Raw genomic sequence first — 15,804 nt, forward strand, 5'->3', positions numbered from 1 at the left:
GTTCGTTCGGCGTGCGCCGCGAAAGCGGCAGCGCCAGGGACGAGTCACGAGCCGTGGACCCGTTCCGCGCCCACCACCTGGCGGGGAGCGAGTCCTAGCAGTCAGTGCAAAACAGGACATCGTACTGCCAAGGGGTAGGTAGCAAATGAACATTCTCGGCATCGACCACCTGGAGTTCTACGTCGGTGACGCCCGCCAGACGGCCTACTATCTGTGCACGGCGTTCGGGTTCCGGATCTGCGGACAGGGCGGCCCGCAGACGGGCCTGGCCGGGCAGCGCTCGCTGCTGCTGCAGCACGGGGACATCCGGATCGTGCTCACCTCCGGGCTGGTCGCCGACCACCCGGCCACGCTCTACGTCGGCCGCCACGGCGACGGCGTGGCCGTCATCGCCTTCGAGACCGACGACGCCGCCGGCCTGTACGACTTCGTCGTCGGGCGCGGGGCGAACGCGCTGTCCGCGCCGACCGTGCACGAGAACGCCGCGGGCCGGGTCGTGGAGGCGAGCGTCTCCGGCTTCGGTGACGTCACCCACCGCCTCGTCGAGCGGCATGGCTCCCGCTGGGAGCTGCTGCCCGGCACGATCGAGATGACGCTGCCGGAGCAGTCATACGCCGACGATCTGCTGCAGGTCATCGACCACCTGGCGATCTGCGTACCGGCCGGGGAGATCGCCGCCACCTCGCGCTACTACCAGGACGTGTTCGGTTTCGCCGAGATCTTCGAGGAGTACATCGAGGTCGGCGGGCAGGGCATGGACTCCAAGGTGGTGCAGAGCCCGTCGCGGCAGGTGACGTTCACGCTGATCGAGCCGGACCTGTCGCGCCGCCCCGGCCAGATCGACGACTTCCTGTCCTGGCACGCGGGCGCGGGCGTGCAGCACATCGCGTTCCGCACCAACGACATCGTCACCGCGGTGCGCACCTTCGCCGAGCGGGGCGTCGGTTTCCTCAGCACGCCGGGGACCTATTTCGACGCGCTGGAGCAGCGCCTGGGCAGCGTAGACCTGCCCATCGCGGAGTTGCGCCAGCTCGGGGTGCTGGTCGACACCGACCACTACGGGGAGCTGTACCAGATCTTCACCCAGTCCATGCACGTGCGCCGGACGCTGTTCCTGGAGCTGATCGAGCGGCACGGTGCGCTGACCTTCGGCAGCAGCAACATCAAGGCGCTGTACGAGGCCAAGGAGCGTGAGCTGGGGGCACCCGCCGAAGCGGTGCCCGCGCCGGACGCCCGCCCCGCCGGCCTGGCCGCCGCCTGAGACCGGGACACCCCCGTGCACCATCCCCCACCCCCACCCCTGGCAAGGAGCCTTCCCATGGCTGAGCAGTTCTACCTGACCGACGAGGAGCGGGAGTTGCTCCCCTCCGACGAGGACGTCGCGTTCTACGCCGAGCACGGCTGGTACCTGACGAAGAAGCTGTTCACCGACGCCGAGGTCGACGAGCTGGTCGAGGCCAGCGAGCGCTTCTACGCCGGGGAGCGCAGCCGCTCCCTGCCGCTGCGACCGCGCCGCCTGGCGTACTGGGAGCCGCAGCACGGCGACGTGCAGCGGCACAACGACTACGTGCACTACGAGCATGACGGGCTGGCCAAGCTGCTGCGCAAGCCGCTGATCGGCGCGGTCGCGGCCCGGCTCGCCCAGGCCGACGAGATCCGGATCTTCCAGTCGACCCTGATCTTCAAGCCGCCGCGCCCGGAGGAGCCGACCAACGTCGTGCCGTGGCACTTCGACCGGCACTACTGGGCGTCGTCGACCTCGGAGCGCATGCTCACCGCGTTCATCCCCTTCCACGACTGTGACGAGGAGATGGGCACCATCACGATGGTCGACGGCAGCCACCGGTGGCAGGAGGTCGGCAACGACGACTCCACCGCCAAGCACTTCGCCGAGCGCGACAAGGAGGACCTGGAGGTCCTGCTGGCGCGCAACGCGGCGTTCAACGGCACCCAGGTCACCAAGGTCCCGATGATCATCCCCAAGGGCCACATGAGCTTCCACCACTGCCGCACGTACCACGGCAGCGCCGGCAACCGCAGCGACCGTCCCCGCCGCGCGGTGTCCCTGCACCTGCAGGACGGCGAGAACCGGTACCGCCCGTACGCCCTCAGCGACGGCTCCGTCGTCGGTTACAACCACGACGAGCTGGTGCGCCGTACGCCCGACGGCCACCCCGACTATGCCGACCCGGATTACTGCCCGGTGCTCTGGACCTCGGCTCAGCACTGAAATCTCTTCGGCCGCAGCTCACCACCGGCGTCGCCCGCTGGTGAGCTGCGGCTTCGGCACACCCTCGGCTCGGAGAACAACGTGAACGAAGCACTGGCCCGGCGCAAACTCCTCGGCATCCTCTCCGGCAGCTGGGTCGCCCAGGGGGTGTACGCGCTGGTCCGGCTCGGCGTGCCGGACCAGCTGGCGGACGGCCCCAAGCACGTCGGCGACCTGGCCCACCAGTGCGGTGCGGACCCCCACGCGCTGGGCCGCCTGCTGCGGGCGCTGTCCCTGATGGGCCTGTTCACCCGCCCGGCCCCGGACACGTACGGGCTGACCCCCACCACGGAGCTGCTGCGCGCCGACGTGCCCGGTTCGGTCCGCCTCAACGCGCTGATGCAGGGTGACGAGGTGTTCCGCTCGTTCGCCGAGATCATGCACACGCTGCGCACCGGCCGCCCGGCCTTCGAGGCGGTGTACGGCCGCCCGTTCTACGACTATCTCGGCGACAACCCCGACGCCGCGGCCGTGTTCAACGAGTCCATGGGCGACCAGCGCCCGCCGGAGGCGCTGTCCGGCTGCGACCTGAGCGAGGCCCGGATCGTGGTCGACGTCGGCGGCGGCAACGGCAGCCTGCTCGCCGAACTGCTGGAGCGGTATCCGCACCTGCAGGGCGTGCTGCTGGAGCTGCCCGACGCGGCCGCTGCCGCCCGTACGAAGCTGGCCGAGGCGGGCCTGGCCGGGCGCTCGGCGTGCGTGGAGGGCAGCTTCTTCGACGGCGTGCCCGACGGCGGCGACGTCTACACGCTGGCCCGGGTGCTGCACAACTGGAACGACGACAACGCGATCGCGATCCTGCGCCGGGTGCACGCGGTGCTGCCGCCGCACGGGCGCGTCATCGTGCTGGAGGAGTTCCTGCCCGAGGAGGCCGATCCGGCGGGCCGCTCCGCGGCGGGGCTGGTCGACCTGCTCATGCTGGTCACCCTGGAGGGCCGCGACCGCACCGAGAACGAGTACCGGGAACTGCTGGGCAAGGCCGGGTTCGAGATCGTCGACGCCCGCGCGGGAGTGCTGGAGGCACGGGTCGCATGAGCGAGGACGCGGGGCTGTACCGGACGATGCGGCTGATCCGCAGGTTCGAGGAGCGGTCGATCGAGCTGGTCCACGCCGGGGAGATCGTCGGCGGGATCCACCCGTACATCGGGCAGGAGGCCATCGCCGCGGGCGTGTGCGCGGCGCTGCGCGAGGACGACATCATCACCAGCACCCACCGCGGACACGGGCACGTGCTGGCCAAGGGTGCCGACCCGGTGCGCATGCTCGCCGAGCTGACCGGCCGCGCGACCGGGCTCAACCAGGGCCGGGGCGGCTCGATGCACGCCGCGGACTTCAGCAAGGGCATCTACGGCGCGAACGGGATCGTCGGCGCGGGCGGGGCCATCGCCACCGGCGCGGCCTGGGCCGCCGTCAAGGAGGGCAGCGACCGGGTCGCGGTCAGCTTCTTCGGCGACGGCGCGGTCAGCCAGGGCGTGCTACTGGAGACGTTCAACCTGGCCGCGCTGTGGCGGCTGCCGGTGCTGTTCGTCTGCGAGAACAACGGGTACGCCACCACGCTCACCGTGGCACAGTCCGTCGCCGGCTCGATCACCGGCCGCGCCGAGGCGTTCGGCATCCCCGCGGTCAGCGTGGACGGGGCCGACGCGACGGCGGTGCTGGACGCGGCCCGCGACGCCGTGGCCCGTGGCCGTGCCGGGGGCGGGCCGAGCTTCATCGAGGCCACCGCGTACCGCTTCGACGCCCACCACACCTGGGAGCACAAGGCCAGGGTGCGTTACCGCAGCGATGAGGAGGTGGCGGCCGGCCGGTCCCGCGACCCGCTCGACGTGCACGGCTCCCGCCTGGACGCCGACGTCCGCGCCGGGATCGACGCGGAGGTCGAGGCGCTGATCACCGAGGCGGTCGCGTACGCGCTGGACAGCCCGCATCCCGACCCGGCCGGGGCACTCGACCACCTCTACGCCACCGGCCTGCGCGGCCGCGACGGCATCGGACTCCTCGACACGGCGGTGCGCTGATGGCACGACTGTCCTACCTCAAGGCCCTGCAGCGGGCGCTGTCCGACGAGATGGGCCGCGACGAGGCCGTCTGCGTGCTCGGCGAGGACATCGGCGTGGGCGTCAACAACGTCACCACCGGCCTGCTGGCCAAGTACGGCGCGCAGCGCGTCGTCGACACCCCGCTGTCCGAGCAGGCCTTCACCAGTTTCGCGACCGGCGCGGCGCTGGCCGGGCTGCGGCCGGTCATCGAGTTCCAGATCCCGTCGCTGCTGTTCCTGGTCTTCGAGCAGATCGCCAACCAGGCGCACAAGTTCTCGCTGATGACCGGTGGGCAGGCGAGGGTGCCGGTGACCTACTTCGTGCCGGGTTCGGGGTCGCGCAGCGGCTGGGCGGGCCAGCACTCCGACCACCCGTACGGGCTGTTCGCGCACGTGGGCGTGAAGACGGTGGTGCCGGCTACGCCGGAGGACGCGTACGGGCTGTTCCTGACCGCGATCCGCGACGACGACCCGGTGGTGCTGTTCGCCCCCGCCGGGGCGCTCGGGGTGCGGGCCGACGTCGACATGGACGCGCTCGGGCCGGTGCCGCTGGGCGTCGGGCGGGTGCACCGGGAGGGCACCGACGTGACCGTGGTCGCGGTCGGGCACCTGGTGCAGGCGGCCCTGGCCGTCGCGGAGCAGCTCGCCGACCAGATCTCGGTGGAGGTCTTCGACCCCCGCACGCTCCACCCGTTCGACTGGGACGGGCTGGCGGCCTCGGTCGCCAAGACCGGGCGGCTCGTGGTGATCGACGACTCGAACCGGATGTGCGGCATCGCCGGAGAGATCCTGGCGACCGCCGCCGAGCAGATGCGGCTGACCGTGCCGCCCAAGCGGGTGACCCGGCCCGACGGCGCGGTGCTCCCGTTCGCCCGCGATCTCGACCTGGCCGTGCAGCCGCAGCAGGACCAGCTGCTCACGGCCGTGCAGGAGGTCTACAAGTCCAGCCGCTGACGCGGCGGCAGCCGCCGGGCGGGGGGTCCCGGCGGCTGCCCTTACCTGAGGAGGAGGCCTCAGTAGACGCTCACGCCGTAGACGCTGAGCGGTTCGGTGACCGGCTGGAAGTAGGTCGTGCCGCCGGTGCTGCAGTTACCGCTGCCGCCTGAGGTCAGGCCCAGCGCGACGCTGCCCGCGAACAGCGAGCCGCCGCTGTCGCCGCCCTCGGCGCAGACGTTGGTCCGGATCAGGCCGGTGACGGTGCCCTGCGGGTAGTTCACGGTCGCGCCGGTGCCGAGCACGCGGCCGCTGCGCAGGCCGGTGGTGCTGCCGCTGCGGTTCACGGTCTGGTTGACGGTGGCGTTGCCCGCGCTGGTGATGTCCTGGTAGCTGCCGTTGTACAGGTAGACGTTGCCAGGGTGGGCGATGGCGCTGTCGTAGCGCACGATGCCGTAGTCGTTGCCCGGGAAGCTGGTGCCGGTGCGGGTGCCGATGAAGTTGCCGCCGCCCGACGAGGCGTACCAGCTGGAGGAGATGTTGGTGCAGTGCCCGGCGGTGAGGAAGAAGTAGACACCGGCGGAGTTGCGCACGTTGAAGCCGAGCGAGCAGCGCGAGTTGCCGCCGTAGATGGCCTGCCCGCCGGAGATGGTCGGGCTGAGCGTGCCCGCGGTGATCTCCACCCGGACGTTGTCGCCGAGCCGGTCGGTGACGGCCTTCAGCTTGGCCAGCTTCGCACCGGTGACGGTGCTGTCGGCGGTGACCACCACCTGGTTGCTGATCGGGTCGGTGTACCAGGAGGTGCCGGCGATGCGGGCCAGCCGGTCCAGGTCGGCGGTCGCACCCTGGAGCTGCGCGGCGCTGCGGGTCACCAGGCGGGCGACGCCGCCGGCGGCCCGTACCTTGTCGGCCGACGCGCTGTCGGTGACGTTGACGACCATCTTGCCGGCGTTGTCGACGAAGACGCCGGCCGCGCCGAGCTCGGTGGCGAGCGCGGTGGCCGCGTCGGCGGTCAGCGCCGGGCCGGTGCCGCCGGCCGGAGCGGCCTGCGCCGTGGCCGGGACCAGCAGCCCTGCGGCGAGCAGGGTGGCGGCGGCCGCGCGGACGGTGAAGCGCCGTCGCGTGGTGGGAGTGTTGAGCACAGGTTCCTCCTCGGGGTTGTGGCATGTGGTGACATGCCGGAGGTGACCGGGTTGCCCGGTTGGGGCGCTCGGTCCTGGAACACGATGCCAAACGTCGCAAGAATCTTCAATATTTAGGTTGCTAAATGCATGTGCCAAATCTCCTCAGGTCCAGGCCATGCGCCCGGCGGGAAGACGCGGCCACCCCCGTGAACTGGCGGCTGACCGGCAGGTCCGGCGACGGACGTAAGATCAAAACCATGACCTCGGCACTCGTACTGATCGACCTGATGCCGCGCATCGTGGCCCTGCCCGTCGAACCGCACTCCGGCGAGGACGTGCTGCGCCGGTGCACCCAGCTGGCCGCGGCGTTCCGGGCCGCGGGCCGCCCGGTCGTGCTGGTCCGCGTCGACCGGCCCAACGTGGCCACCCAGCCGCCCGGCAGCGACCTCGTCGACGGCCTCGCCCAGCCCGGCGACGTGCTCGTGGTGAAGCGATCCATCGGCGCATTCCACGCCACCGACCTGCACGAGCAGCTCCAGCGCCTGGGCGCGACCACGCTCGTGCTGGCGGGCCTGGTCACCACGATGGGCGTCGAGTCCACCGCGCGGGCCGCCGGCGACATCGGCTACGACCTGGAGTTCGTCGAGGACGCCATGTCCGGCCTGGCCACCGACGAACACGAGATGGCCGTCCGCCGCACCTTCCCCCGCCTGGGCCGCGTCCACACCACCGCCGACTACCTCTGATCCCCCCCGCCGACCGGCCGAGCCGCGCGGCGCGGCGCCCCACCCCTGCCGCAACTCTTAAAGACCCGCGCCTTCAACAGGCGTCAAGGCCGCGACTCTTTAAGAGTTGCGGCGGAGGGGCGGGGCGGGGCGGGCGGCCGGGGGTGGAGGGCTGGTCAGGGGGTGAGGTGGAGGCCGAGGCGGCGGATGGTGAGGGCGGCGCAGATGCTGTGGCTGCGCAGGTTGCCGTGTACGCCGTCGGCGCTGTAGCTGGCCGGGTCGCGTTCGGCGGGGTGGCCGGTGCAGTTGACGTGGATCGCGCCGAGGCGGGCGGACAGTGCCGCGGTGCGCGCCGACAGCATGCGCATCCGCTCCCCCACCTGGTGTTTGACCGGCTCGGGGAACGACGGGGCGTAGGAGACGTCGAACATGCCGACCGTGATGACGTCCGCTCCCGCCTCCTGCAGCGCGGTGATCATCGCGCCGAGTTCGGCGTCGACCGCGTCCGGCTGGTACGAGCGCCGCAGCGCGTCGTTGCCCCCGGCCGAGATCAGCACCAGATCGGGCGCGAACCGCACCGCCGCCGCAAGCTGCTGCTCGCGGATCTCCGCCGCCCGTAGTTCCCGCACACCGAGGTTCAGGTAGCACAGGTCGGGCTGCTGTTCGGCCAGCTCGCTGCGGATGCGGTCACACCAGGCCTGCTCCACGTATCCGGGCACCGGGTCGCCGACGCCCGAGGCGACGCTGTCGCCGAGCACCGCGAACCGCTTCCACGGGTGCCCCGCCAGCAGCGCGGCCGCCTCGCCGGGATCCAGGCAGTACGGGTCGGCCGCCTCCAGGGTGGCGGCGTACCCGTCAACCATGGTTCGTCTTGCTGTTGGGGTTGTGCTGCACCGGCACCCGCACCTCGCTCAGCTCGGCCATCTCCGACAGCCCGGCCAGTTTCGCCTCCAGCTCGGCCAGCTCGCTGCGCATGCGCTCGGCCTGCCGGGTCGCCTCGGTCTGGTCGACGGTGAGCGCCTCCTCGACGCTGCGGCGTACGCCGGGAACGTCGAGCAGGGCCAGCATGTTCAGCGCCTCGGCGCTCTTCACCAGGTGCCGCGAGCCGAGCAGGGCCCGGCCCTTGCGCACCTCGACCAGCCACTGGCCGTTGGCGTACGCCAGCGTCACCGACAACCGGGCGGGCAGCCGTGCCGCGCCCGTCAGCACGGCCGGCGCACCGGCGCTCAGCTGCCGCCAGGTGCGGTACGCGAACACCGGGGCCAGCAGCGCCACCAGGTAGGCCCCGGCCGCGGCGGCCAGTGCCCAGCGCAGCTCCAGCCGGGGCAGCGCCCAGGCCGCGGCCGCCGTGCCGAGCGGCACACCCAGGTAGGCGATGCCGGACGCGAACGCGCCGACGCGGCTGCGCACCGGCACCGGCACCCGCTGCGACAGCAGCATGCCCAGCGGCGGCGTCACCGACGACATCGTCGCCCCGCAGACGGCCGCGACGACGGCGACGATCAGCTGCACCGGCGGCAGTCCCCCGGCCACGGCGGCGGCCCCGCCACCGGCCAGGAAGGCCAGTGCCAGCAGCAGGTGGCGCGACGGCGCGCGGGTCAGCCCGGTCAGCACCACCGCACCGGTCACCGCGCCGAGCGCGAACGCCCCGCCGACGAGGCCGAGCAGGTCGGGTTCGCCGAGCACGTGCTCGACCCAGGCCGCGACCAGCAGCACAGCACCGGCCTGCACCAGCAGGTTCGTCACGAACAGCACGGCCGCCAGGCGGCGTACCAGCCCGTCGGCCCGCAACTCGGCCATGGCGCCGCGCCGCAGGTCCCGGGCCTGGGTGCGGGCGATGGGCAGGACCTGCCGCCCGTCGTCCGGGCGGGGTTCCTCCGCCGCGTGCCGCCCGCGCGCGACCGGCCCGTCGCCGAACTGGTCGGCAGCGGTGGACGGCTGCGCGTCGTCACCCGGCGGGTTCGCGACCCGGCCGTTGAGCCGTGGATCGCCGGCGACCCGGTCGGCGGCGGCGACACGGCCATCGGATGCCGCCTCGCCCGGGACCTGGCCGGTGGTGGCACGGCCGTCGGACGTCACTTCGCCCTCTGCACCGGACGCCGAGCCGTCCCGGTCGGATGCCCGCGTCTCATCAGCGGATCGCGCCGCGTCGGAACCGGCGGGCAGGACCTCGCCGGTGAGCACTTCGGATGGAGGCTTCACCCCGTCGGGTCGCGGCCGGACGGTGACCGCCTGCACCAGCATCGCCGCGCCGAGCAGGCACAGCACCGCGTCGAGCCACAGCACTCCGGCCGCGCCGAGGCGCACCGCGAGCACACCCGCCGCCGCGCCACCGGCCAGTACGACGATCACCTGCAGTGCGCGGACCGCACCGGCGACCGGCGGCCGTCCGCCGTCGTCGGCACTGTCGGCGCGCACCGCGTCGCGGGCCCGGTCGCTGATGGCGCGCAGCCCACCGGCCAGCGCGGCCAGCACACCCAGGCCGATCGTGCCGAGCACTCCCGACGTGGCGGCCAGCGCCGAGTCGGGCAGCGCGAAGTAGGCGATCGCGGCCAGCGCGGGCGCGCTGAGCAGGTCGGCCGACACCGCCAGCCGCACCGGGCGCAGCCGGTCGGCCAGCGCGACACCCACCGGCCCGGCCAGCAGGTACGCCAGCACCTGCGCCGCCGCGACCAGCCCGGTCGCGCGCCAGTCGGCACCGGAGACCAGCATCAGCCACGGCACCACCAGCAGTGACATCCGGGTGGCCAGCGTCGACACCGCCTCGGCGGCCAGCACCGGCAGCGCCGCGGCCGGCTCGGCCTGCTCCGACGCCGGGTCACCGACCGCGGGTGCGGCGTGGATCGTCATCAGTGCCCTCCAGAACCCGTGCGGGCGGCGTACCGCTCCCGCAGTGCCTTCTTGTCGACCTTGCCGGACTCGGTCAGCGGGAAGGACTCGATGAACTCGACCTGCTGCGGTGCCCACATGGCGTTGAGTTCGGCGGCGGCCAGCGCGATCAGCTCCGCGCCGGTGACCGTGCCCTCGGGCGTACGCACCACGTACGCGTGCACCGCCTCGCCCTCCAGCTCGTGCGGCACGCCGATGACGGTGGCGGCCAGCACCTCGGGATGGGCGGCGAGCGCGTCCTCGACCGGGCGGCAGAACACGTTGGTGCTGCTCAACCCGGTCACGATCATGTCCTTGACCCGGTCCAGCAGGTACAGGTAGCCGTCGGCGTCCAGCCGCCCGACGTCGCCGGTGCGCAGCCACCCGTCGACCAGCGTCTGCGCGGTCAGCTCCGGCATGCCCCAGTAGCCGCTCATCATCAGCGACCCGGTGATCCACACCTCGCCGACCTCGCCGGGCGGCAGCACCTGCCCGTCCTCGTCGCGCACCTGCACCCGCACGTCGCCGTACGGGATGCCGCACGAGGCCAGCCGTTCCGGGTGCGCCTCGTCGTGGTCGAGCTCGGGCAGCGCGGAGATGAAAGGGGACTCGCTCATGCCGTACACGATGCGCAGCACCGGGCCGAAGCGCTCGATGGCCTGGGTGAGCCGGGCCGGGGAGGCCGCCGCGCCGGACACGGTCAGCGTGTGCAGGCTGCTGAAGTCGGCTCCGGCCGACTTGGGGTCGTCGAGCAGCACGTACAGCAGCGGCGGGGCGAGCAGGGTGCTGTTGATGCGCTCGCGTTCGATCGTGTCGTAGAACAGCGGGTAGTCCAGGCCGTCGTGCAGGAACGCGGTGCCGCCGGTGAACAGCGTCATGAACACCGCCGTCTGCGCGCTGACGTGCCAGGTCCCGGCGATCAGCAGGTGCCGCAGGGTGGGCTGGCCGCTGGCCACGTAGTAGTCGGACAGGGCGTGCAGGGCGGCGAAGAAGCGGTGCCCGTGGTGCACCAGCTTCGGCGAGCCGGTGGTGCCGCCGGTCTGGAACAGCGACGACGGCTCGTCGGTGACCGTGGCCGGGTCGAACGGCAGCTCGGTCGCGCGCGGCTGCGCGGTCAGGTCCGGCCCCGCGCCGCCCGGCCCGAAGCAGAACACGGGCCGCGGCGCGGCGAGCGCGGCCAGTTCCGCACCCATCTCGGGCAGCTTGCCCGCGTCGTAGACGAACGCGTCGACCTCGGCGAGGTCGAGGAAACCGCGCCGGAACCGGGGCGGGGCGTTGTTGGCGATCCACGCGGTACGCACACCCATCAGGCCCGCCGCGAGCTGGAGGAAGATCGACTCGGCGGGGTTGCGGGCGAGCACGCCCAGCGCCTGTCCGGGGCGTATGCCGTGGGCCCACAGCGCTCCCGCCATCGCGATCACCTCGGCGTGCACCTCGGCGTAGGAGTAGCGCCGGCCGTCGACCGCGACGAGCGCCTCGGCGTCACCGAATACGGTGAATAACGTCAATGCCTTCGCGGCGTAGTTGCCTGCCGGATCGTATGTCCGATCGCCCACGGTCGAGTCACCCCAGTTCGTTCAGGAGGCAGCGGATTCGCTGATGATAGGCCGGTTCCTGGTGTGTGGCAGCGGCCTACGCGGGGACGATACCGCCGCCGGGATGAATCAGCCACCACCTCGGGTCGTCGATTCGTACACTCATCATTTTCCAATCGGGACATTTGCGTATGCAGACGTATTGAGCGGACGGCACATCGATTCCGATGGTGCCAACGGCACGCCGATCGGCTTAGACTGCCGACCTGACACCAGCCCGCTGCGCGACGCCCGGGTCCCGGTGATCGATGGTCGACACACCCCTCAGCGACCGAGGAGCTTCGCGCCGATGAACAGCCCCCGGCAACGGCAATTCCTGATGGCCCTGGTCACCCTGGTGACCGTCGGCTCGACCCTGCTGGTCGCCACCGCGAACAGCCAGGCCGTCGCCCCCGAGCCGGAGGCCTGGACCGGCTCCTGGTCCGCGGCGCTGACCCCGGCCGGCGCGGGCAAGTCCAAGGACGGCTTCTCCGACCAGACGATCAGGATGTTCGTCCACACCTCGGTCGGTGGCACGCAGGCCCGCATCCGGCTGTCCAACCGCTACGGCACCGCGCCGCTCACCATCGGCCGCGCCACGCTCGCCCTGCCCTGGCCCGAGGCGGGCCCCGGCGATCTGAAGCCCGGCTCGGTGGTCGACGCGACGTTCAACGGGCAGAAGCAGGTCACCATCCCGTCCGGCGGCAGCGCGGTGAGCGACCCGGTGCCGATGGAGGTCCCCGCCTCGCAGGACATCGCGGTCACCCTGTACGTCCCCGCGCAGGCCAAGCCGAACCCGGCCACCTGGCACCTGTACTCCCGCGAGACCAGCTACATCGGCACCGGCGACCACGCCGGCGAGGCCAGCGGCGCGAAGCTCGCCGAGACCCGCAACAACTGGTACTACCTGGCCGGGCTCGACGTGCTCAACCGCACCGGGCAGGGCTCGATCGTGGTGCTCGGCGACTCGATCACCGACGGCCTGAAGACGACCGTCAACGCCGACCGGCGGTGGACCGACTTCCTCGGCGCGCGGCTGGTCAAGGAGGCGCCCGGCGGCAACGCGCCCGGCATCCTCAACGCGGGCCTGTCCGGCAACCGGCTCACCCTCAACGGCGCCGACCTCGGCGTCAACGAGCTGGGCATGAACGGCGCGTCCCGGTTCCACTTCGACGTGCTCGGGCAGACCGGGGTGCGCACCGTCATCCTGGCGCTGGGCATCAACGACGTGTGGCTGAGCCAGGACAACGCCGACAACATCATCGCGCGCATCCAGCAGATGGCCTCGGTGGCGAAGCAGGCGGGGCTGAAGGTCATCGTGTGCACGCTGAGCCCGTGGAACGCGTTCGAGTCCGCGCCGGGCGTGGTCGCGTACACCCCGACGCTGGACTCGGTGCGGCTGCAGGTGAACTCGTACATCCGGACCAGCACCGAGTTCGACGGGGTCATCGACTTCGACGCCGCGCTGCGCGACCCGGCCAACCCGACCAAGCTGCGCCCGGAGTGGGACAGCGGCGACCACATCCACCCGAACGACGCGGGCAACGAGGCGATGGCCAAGGCGATCCCGCTCGACCTGCTGCTGGACGACGAGGACGAGGACTGACGTGGTCGCCGAGGTCTCGCTCGCGTCGCTGCACACCGACGAGGTACGCCGCGATCCCTACCCGTTCTACGCGCGGCTGCACGAACTCGGCCCGGTCTGCAAGGTCGCGCCCGATGACCGGTACAGCTACGTCGTGCACGGGTACGAGGCCTCGGCGGCCGTGCTGCGCGACTCGGCGACGTTCAAGGTGATGGACGAGACCCTGCTCGGGGCCAAGCCCTCCTGGGAGGGCAACCGGGCGCACGCCGTGTTCATGGACTCGGTCTTCTTCACCAACGCGCCCCGGCACACCCGCATGCGCAAGATGTTCAACCAGGCGTTCACCCCGCGCCGGGTCAACGCGCTCGACCCCGCCGTGGAACGGCTCACCGCCGGGCTGCTGGACCGTCTCGCCGAGCAGGCGGGCGGTGGCGCGAAGGTCGACTTCATGAGCGAGTTCGCCTTCCCGCTGCCCGCCGACGTGCTCGGCGAACTGCTCGGCGTGCCCGCCGCCGACCGCGCCTGGTACCGCCCCCGGGCGCTGGCCCTGGGCGCGATCCTGGAACTCGGCGGCGCGACCCCCGACAACGTCGCCGCCGCCAACACGGCAGCCGAGGAGATCACGCCGTACTTCGCCGACCTGGCCGCGCGGCGGCGCGAGGAGCCGCGCGACGACCTGGTCAGCGCGCTGGTGCAGGCGCTGGAGTCGGACGGCGGGCAGCTGTCCGAGGAGGAGCTGGTCGCCAACCTGATCGTGGTGTTCAACGCGGGCTTCGTCACCACGACCCACCTGCTCGGCAACGGCCTGACCCTGCTGCTGGAACGGCCCGAGGCACTGGCCCGGCTGCGCGCCGACCTGTCCCTGACCCCGCAGTACGTCGAGGAGATCCTGCGTTACGAGGTGCCCACCCACTTCTCGGTGCGCTGGGCCGCCCAGGACACCGAGGTCGCCGGGGTGCCGATCCCAGCCGGATGCTGGGTGCTGGTGCTGCTGGCGGCCGCCAACCGCGACCCGGCGCAGTTCGCCCACCCGGACGTGTTCGACCCCGACCGCACCGAGACGTCGACGCTGAGCTTCGGCGGCGGCGCGCACTACTGCCTGGGCGCGGCGCTGGCCCGCCTCGAAGGGCAGCGCGGCCTGGCCATGCTGCTGGACCGCTTCGGCGACATCCGGCTCGCCGAGGCGCCCGGCACGCCCCGCCAGCTGATGCTGCGCGGCCACGATCAGCTCTGGTTGACCCTCGCCTGACCCGCCGTCACGCCGGCGGCGGTTCGCCGCTGGTGACCGCTGCGCGCGGTGGCAGCTCGTCCTGGATGCGCTTCCAGTGGTAGATGTAGACCGGGACCGCGATGGCCAGCGTGGTGGCCGAGCCGACGATGCTCAGCACCGCCTGGCGGCGCTGCGAGTCGCGGGTCAGCTCCTCGATCCTCTTCTGCTCGGCGGCGAAGGCCGACTCCTCGGCGGGCGTGCACACCTGGCCGGGCTTGCTCTCAGCGCAGCGGGGCACGTAGCCGTAGTAGCCGGGGTCCGGGTAGAGCAGCTCGACCGTGCTGCGGACCAGGTTGACCGCCGCGAAGATCGAGATCACGAGGGTGATCAGGCAGACCAGATAGAGGTACATGTTGCGCAGGGTCATGCGGTCCTGAAAAGCCATCGCGACTCCTCGGTCGCCCGGCGGCAGGGCACCGGTGCTGCGCACATTGTCCAACGGCGATGGCCTGGTCGTGGCGGATATGCGCGTTCCCGGTCACCGGCCGATCAGGTTGAGCCCGACCGTGCAGAGCACCGAGAGCAGGATCGAGACCGCGATCATGGCGAGACATCCCCAGGCCCCGCCGACCGGCCTGATCTCCGTGTTGCCGATCCTCATCCGCTACGCCTCCCCCGCCGGTTGGGATCCGGTTGCCGCGAGCGCGGCGCCGACGATCCCGGCCTCGTTGAGCAGGACCGCAGGGACCGTGGGCGTGCGGATGTCGATCAGCGGGAGGAACTTCTCGGACTTCTTGCTGACCCCGCCGCCGATGATGAACAGGTCCGGGTTGAACAGGTTCTCCATCTCGCGCAGGTATTCCTCGACGTGCTTGGCCCACTTGCTCCAGCCGAGCTTGTCGACCTCGCGCGCGTGCGCCGAGGCGCGCTCCTCGGCGTCCTCACCGTTCATCTTCAGGTGCCCGAACTCGGTGTTGGGCACCAGCCGGTCGTCGATGAACACGGCGCTGCCGATGCCGGTGCCCAGGGTCAGCATGATCGTGACGCCCTTGCGGCCCTTGCCCGCGCCGAAGGTCATCTCGGCGACACCTGCCGCGTCGGCGTCGTTGAGCACCGTCACGGGCACGCCGACGGCCTGCGTGAACAGGTCGCGGGCGGGCGCGCCGAGCCAGGACTTGTCCACGTTGGCGGCGGTGCGGGTCACCCCGTGCAGCACCACGCCGGGAAAGGTGACCCCGATCCGCTCGGTCGCGTCGAAGTGCGCGGCCACCTGGGCGACCGCGGCCACCACACTGGTCACGTCGGACGGTTGCGGTGTCTCCACCCGGAACCGCTCCTCGACCAGGGTGCCGGTGGTGACGTCCACCGGGGCGCCCTTGATACCGGAGCCGCCGATGTCGATGCCCAGAATCGCCATTGCCTCAGTCTATGCCGCCCGCCCCGGCGTCCACGTCCCACAAGCGACCTTCCCCCGGCGG

Annotated in this window: 15 protein-coding genes; 8 read left to right on the forward strand and 7 right to left on the reverse strand. The window is 71.8% G+C overall.

Annotated elements, in window-relative coordinates:
- Positions 1-145 precede the first annotated feature (145 nt).
- The 5 genes from hppD to HAV40_RS27395 all read left to right on the forward strand — a co-directional run bounded on the left by hppD (position 146) and on the right by HAV40_RS27395 (position 5,261).
- Positions 146-1,261, forward strand: a complete 1,116-nt coding sequence (hppD, locus tag HAV40_RS27375) for a 4-hydroxyphenylpyruvate dioxygenase (protein WP_166386198.1) — start codon at positions 146-148, stop codon at positions 1,259-1,261.
- Positions 1,262-1,318: 57 nt separating this feature from the next.
- Positions 1,319-2,230 (forward strand): phytanoyl-CoA dioxygenase family protein, encoded by a 912-nt coding sequence (locus HAV40_RS27380; RefSeq protein WP_166386200.1) that lies wholly within the window; start codon positions 1,319-1,321, stop codon positions 2,228-2,230.
- A gap of 81 nt (positions 2,231-2,311) precedes the next feature.
- Positions 2,312-3,304, forward strand: coding sequence for a methyltransferase (locus HAV40_RS27385; RefSeq protein WP_166386202.1), 993 nt, complete (start codon positions 2,312-2,314; stop codon positions 3,302-3,304).
- Positions 3,301-4,287 (forward strand): thiamine pyrophosphate-dependent dehydrogenase E1 component subunit alpha, encoded by a 987-nt coding sequence (locus tag HAV40_RS27390; protein ID WP_166386204.1) that lies wholly within the window; start codon positions 3,301-3,303, stop codon positions 4,285-4,287. Before HAV40_RS27385 ends, HAV40_RS27390 begins: the two co-directional genes overlap by 4 nt.
- Positions 4,287-5,261, forward strand: a complete 975-nt coding sequence (locus HAV40_RS27395) for an alpha-ketoacid dehydrogenase subunit beta (protein WP_166386206.1) — start codon at positions 4,287-4,289, stop codon at positions 5,259-5,261. The genes HAV40_RS27390 and HAV40_RS27395 overlap by 1 nt, the downstream gene beginning before the upstream one ends.
- A 59-nt stretch (positions 5,262-5,320) precedes the next feature.
- Here HAV40_RS27395 and HAV40_RS27400 read toward each other — a convergent pair whose 3' ends face one another.
- The gene (locus HAV40_RS27400; protein ID WP_166386208.1) at positions 5,321-6,382 is read right to left on the reverse strand and encodes a S1 family peptidase; all 1,062 of its coding nucleotides are present in this window, start codon (positions 6,380-6,382) and stop codon (positions 5,321-5,323) included.
- 239 nt (positions 6,383-6,621) lie between these two features.
- Between HAV40_RS27400 and HAV40_RS27405 the strand changes: the two genes are divergently transcribed.
- Positions 6,622-7,110: an isochorismatase family protein gene (locus tag HAV40_RS27405; RefSeq protein ID WP_166386210.1), complete on the forward strand. Its 489-nt coding sequence runs from the start codon at positions 6,622-6,624 to the stop codon at positions 7,108-7,110.
- 155 nt (positions 7,111-7,265) lie between these two features.
- On the opposite strand, the gene HAV40_RS27410 is transcribed toward HAV40_RS27405, so the two are convergent.
- The 3 genes from HAV40_RS27410 to HAV40_RS27420 are packed head-to-tail and all read right to left on the reverse strand — an operon-like array spanning position 7,266 to position 11,513.
- The gene (locus HAV40_RS27410) at positions 7,266-7,952 is read right to left on the reverse strand and encodes an SGNH/GDSL hydrolase family protein (protein WP_166386212.1); all 687 of its coding nucleotides are present in this window, start codon (positions 7,950-7,952) and stop codon (positions 7,266-7,268) included.
- Positions 7,945-9,939, reverse strand: a complete 1,995-nt coding sequence (locus tag HAV40_RS27415; RefSeq protein WP_166386214.1) for an MFS transporter — start codon at positions 9,937-9,939, stop codon at positions 7,945-7,947. The genes HAV40_RS27410 and HAV40_RS27415 overlap by 8 nt, the downstream gene beginning before the upstream one ends.
- Positions 9,939-11,513, reverse strand: coding sequence for an AMP-binding protein (locus HAV40_RS27420; RefSeq protein WP_166386216.1), 1,575 nt, complete (start codon positions 11,511-11,513; stop codon positions 9,939-9,941). The genes HAV40_RS27415 and HAV40_RS27420 overlap by 1 nt, the downstream gene beginning before the upstream one ends.
- A 328-nt stretch (positions 11,514-11,841) precedes the next feature.
- Here HAV40_RS27420 and HAV40_RS27425 point away from each other — a divergent pair, with 328 nt between their 5' ends.
- Both HAV40_RS27425 and HAV40_RS27430 read left to right on the forward strand, forming a co-directional pair.
- Entirely contained in the window at positions 11,842-13,137 is a 1,296-nt protein-coding gene (locus tag HAV40_RS27425) for an SGNH/GDSL hydrolase family protein (RefSeq protein ID WP_166386218.1), read from the forward strand.
- 1 nt (position 13,138) lies between these two features.
- Complete coding sequence (locus HAV40_RS27430; RefSeq protein WP_166386220.1) at positions 13,139-14,365, forward strand: cytochrome P450; 1,227 nt, start codon at positions 13,139-13,141, stop codon at positions 14,363-14,365.
- Between the two features lie 7 nt (positions 14,366-14,372).
- Here HAV40_RS27430 and HAV40_RS27435 read toward each other — a convergent pair whose 3' ends face one another.
- From HAV40_RS27435 to ppgK, 3 genes are all read right to left on the reverse strand, one after another.
- On the reverse strand, positions 14,373-14,771 hold the full coding sequence (locus tag HAV40_RS27435; protein ID WP_166386222.1) for a hypothetical protein: 399 nt from the start codon (positions 14,769-14,771) through the stop codon (positions 14,373-14,375).
- 93 nt (positions 14,772-14,864) lie between these two features.
- Positions 14,865-14,987, reverse strand: a complete 123-nt coding sequence (locus HAV40_RS38985; RefSeq protein WP_275413502.1) for a hypothetical protein — start codon at positions 14,985-14,987, stop codon at positions 14,865-14,867.
- 3 nt (positions 14,988-14,990) lie between these two features.
- On the reverse strand, positions 14,991-15,743 hold the full coding sequence (ppgK, locus tag HAV40_RS27440; protein WP_166386224.1) for a polyphosphate--glucose phosphotransferase: 753 nt from the start codon (positions 15,741-15,743) through the stop codon (positions 14,991-14,993).
- Positions 15,744-15,804: the final 61 nt, after the last annotated feature.

This window comes from Catellatospora methionotrophica, from assembly GCF_011297335.1.
GTDB lineage: Bacteria > Actinomycetota > Actinomycetes > Mycobacteriales > Micromonosporaceae > Catellatospora > Catellatospora methionotrophica.

Excerpts from the sequence above, each read along its gene's own strand:
- HAV40_RS27415 (WP_166386214.1), bottom strand. The coding sequence starts at position 9,939 with ATGACGATCCACGCCGCACCCGCGGTCGGTGACCCGGCGTCGGAGCAG.
- HAV40_RS38985 (WP_275413502.1), bottom strand. The coding sequence starts at position 14,987 with ATGAGGATCGGCAACACGGAGATCAGGCCGGTCGGCGGGGCCTGGGGA.
- HAV40_RS27390 (WP_166386204.1), top strand. The coding sequence starts at position 3,301 with ATGAGCGAGGACGCGGGGCTGTACCGGACGATGCGGCTGATCCGCAGG.
- HAV40_RS27435 (WP_166386222.1), bottom strand. The coding sequence starts at position 14,771 with ATGGCTTTTCAGGACCGCATGACCCTGCGCAACATGTACCTCTATCTG.
- HAV40_RS27410 (WP_166386212.1), bottom strand. The coding sequence starts at position 7,952 with ATGGTTGACGGGTACGCCGCCACCCTGGAGGCGGCCGACCCGTACTGC.
- ppgK (WP_166386224.1), bottom strand. The coding sequence starts at position 15,743 with ATGGCGATTCTGGGCATCGACATCGGCGGCTCCGGTATCAAGGGCGCC.
- HAV40_RS27380 (WP_166386200.1), top strand. The coding sequence starts at position 1,319 with ATGGCTGAGCAGTTCTACCTGACCGACGAGGAGCGGGAGTTGCTCCCC.
- HAV40_RS27395 (WP_166386206.1), top strand. The coding sequence starts at position 4,287 with ATGGCACGACTGTCCTACCTCAAGGCCCTGCAGCGGGCGCTGTCCGAC.
- HAV40_RS27425 (WP_166386218.1), top strand. The coding sequence starts at position 11,842 with ATGAACAGCCCCCGGCAACGGCAATTCCTGATGGCCCTGGTCACCCTG.
- hppD (WP_166386198.1), top strand. The coding sequence starts at position 146 with ATGAACATTCTCGGCATCGACCACCTGGAGTTCTACGTCGGTGACGCC.
- HAV40_RS27405 (WP_166386210.1), top strand. The coding sequence starts at position 6,622 with ATGACCTCGGCACTCGTACTGATCGACCTGATGCCGCGCATCGTGGCC.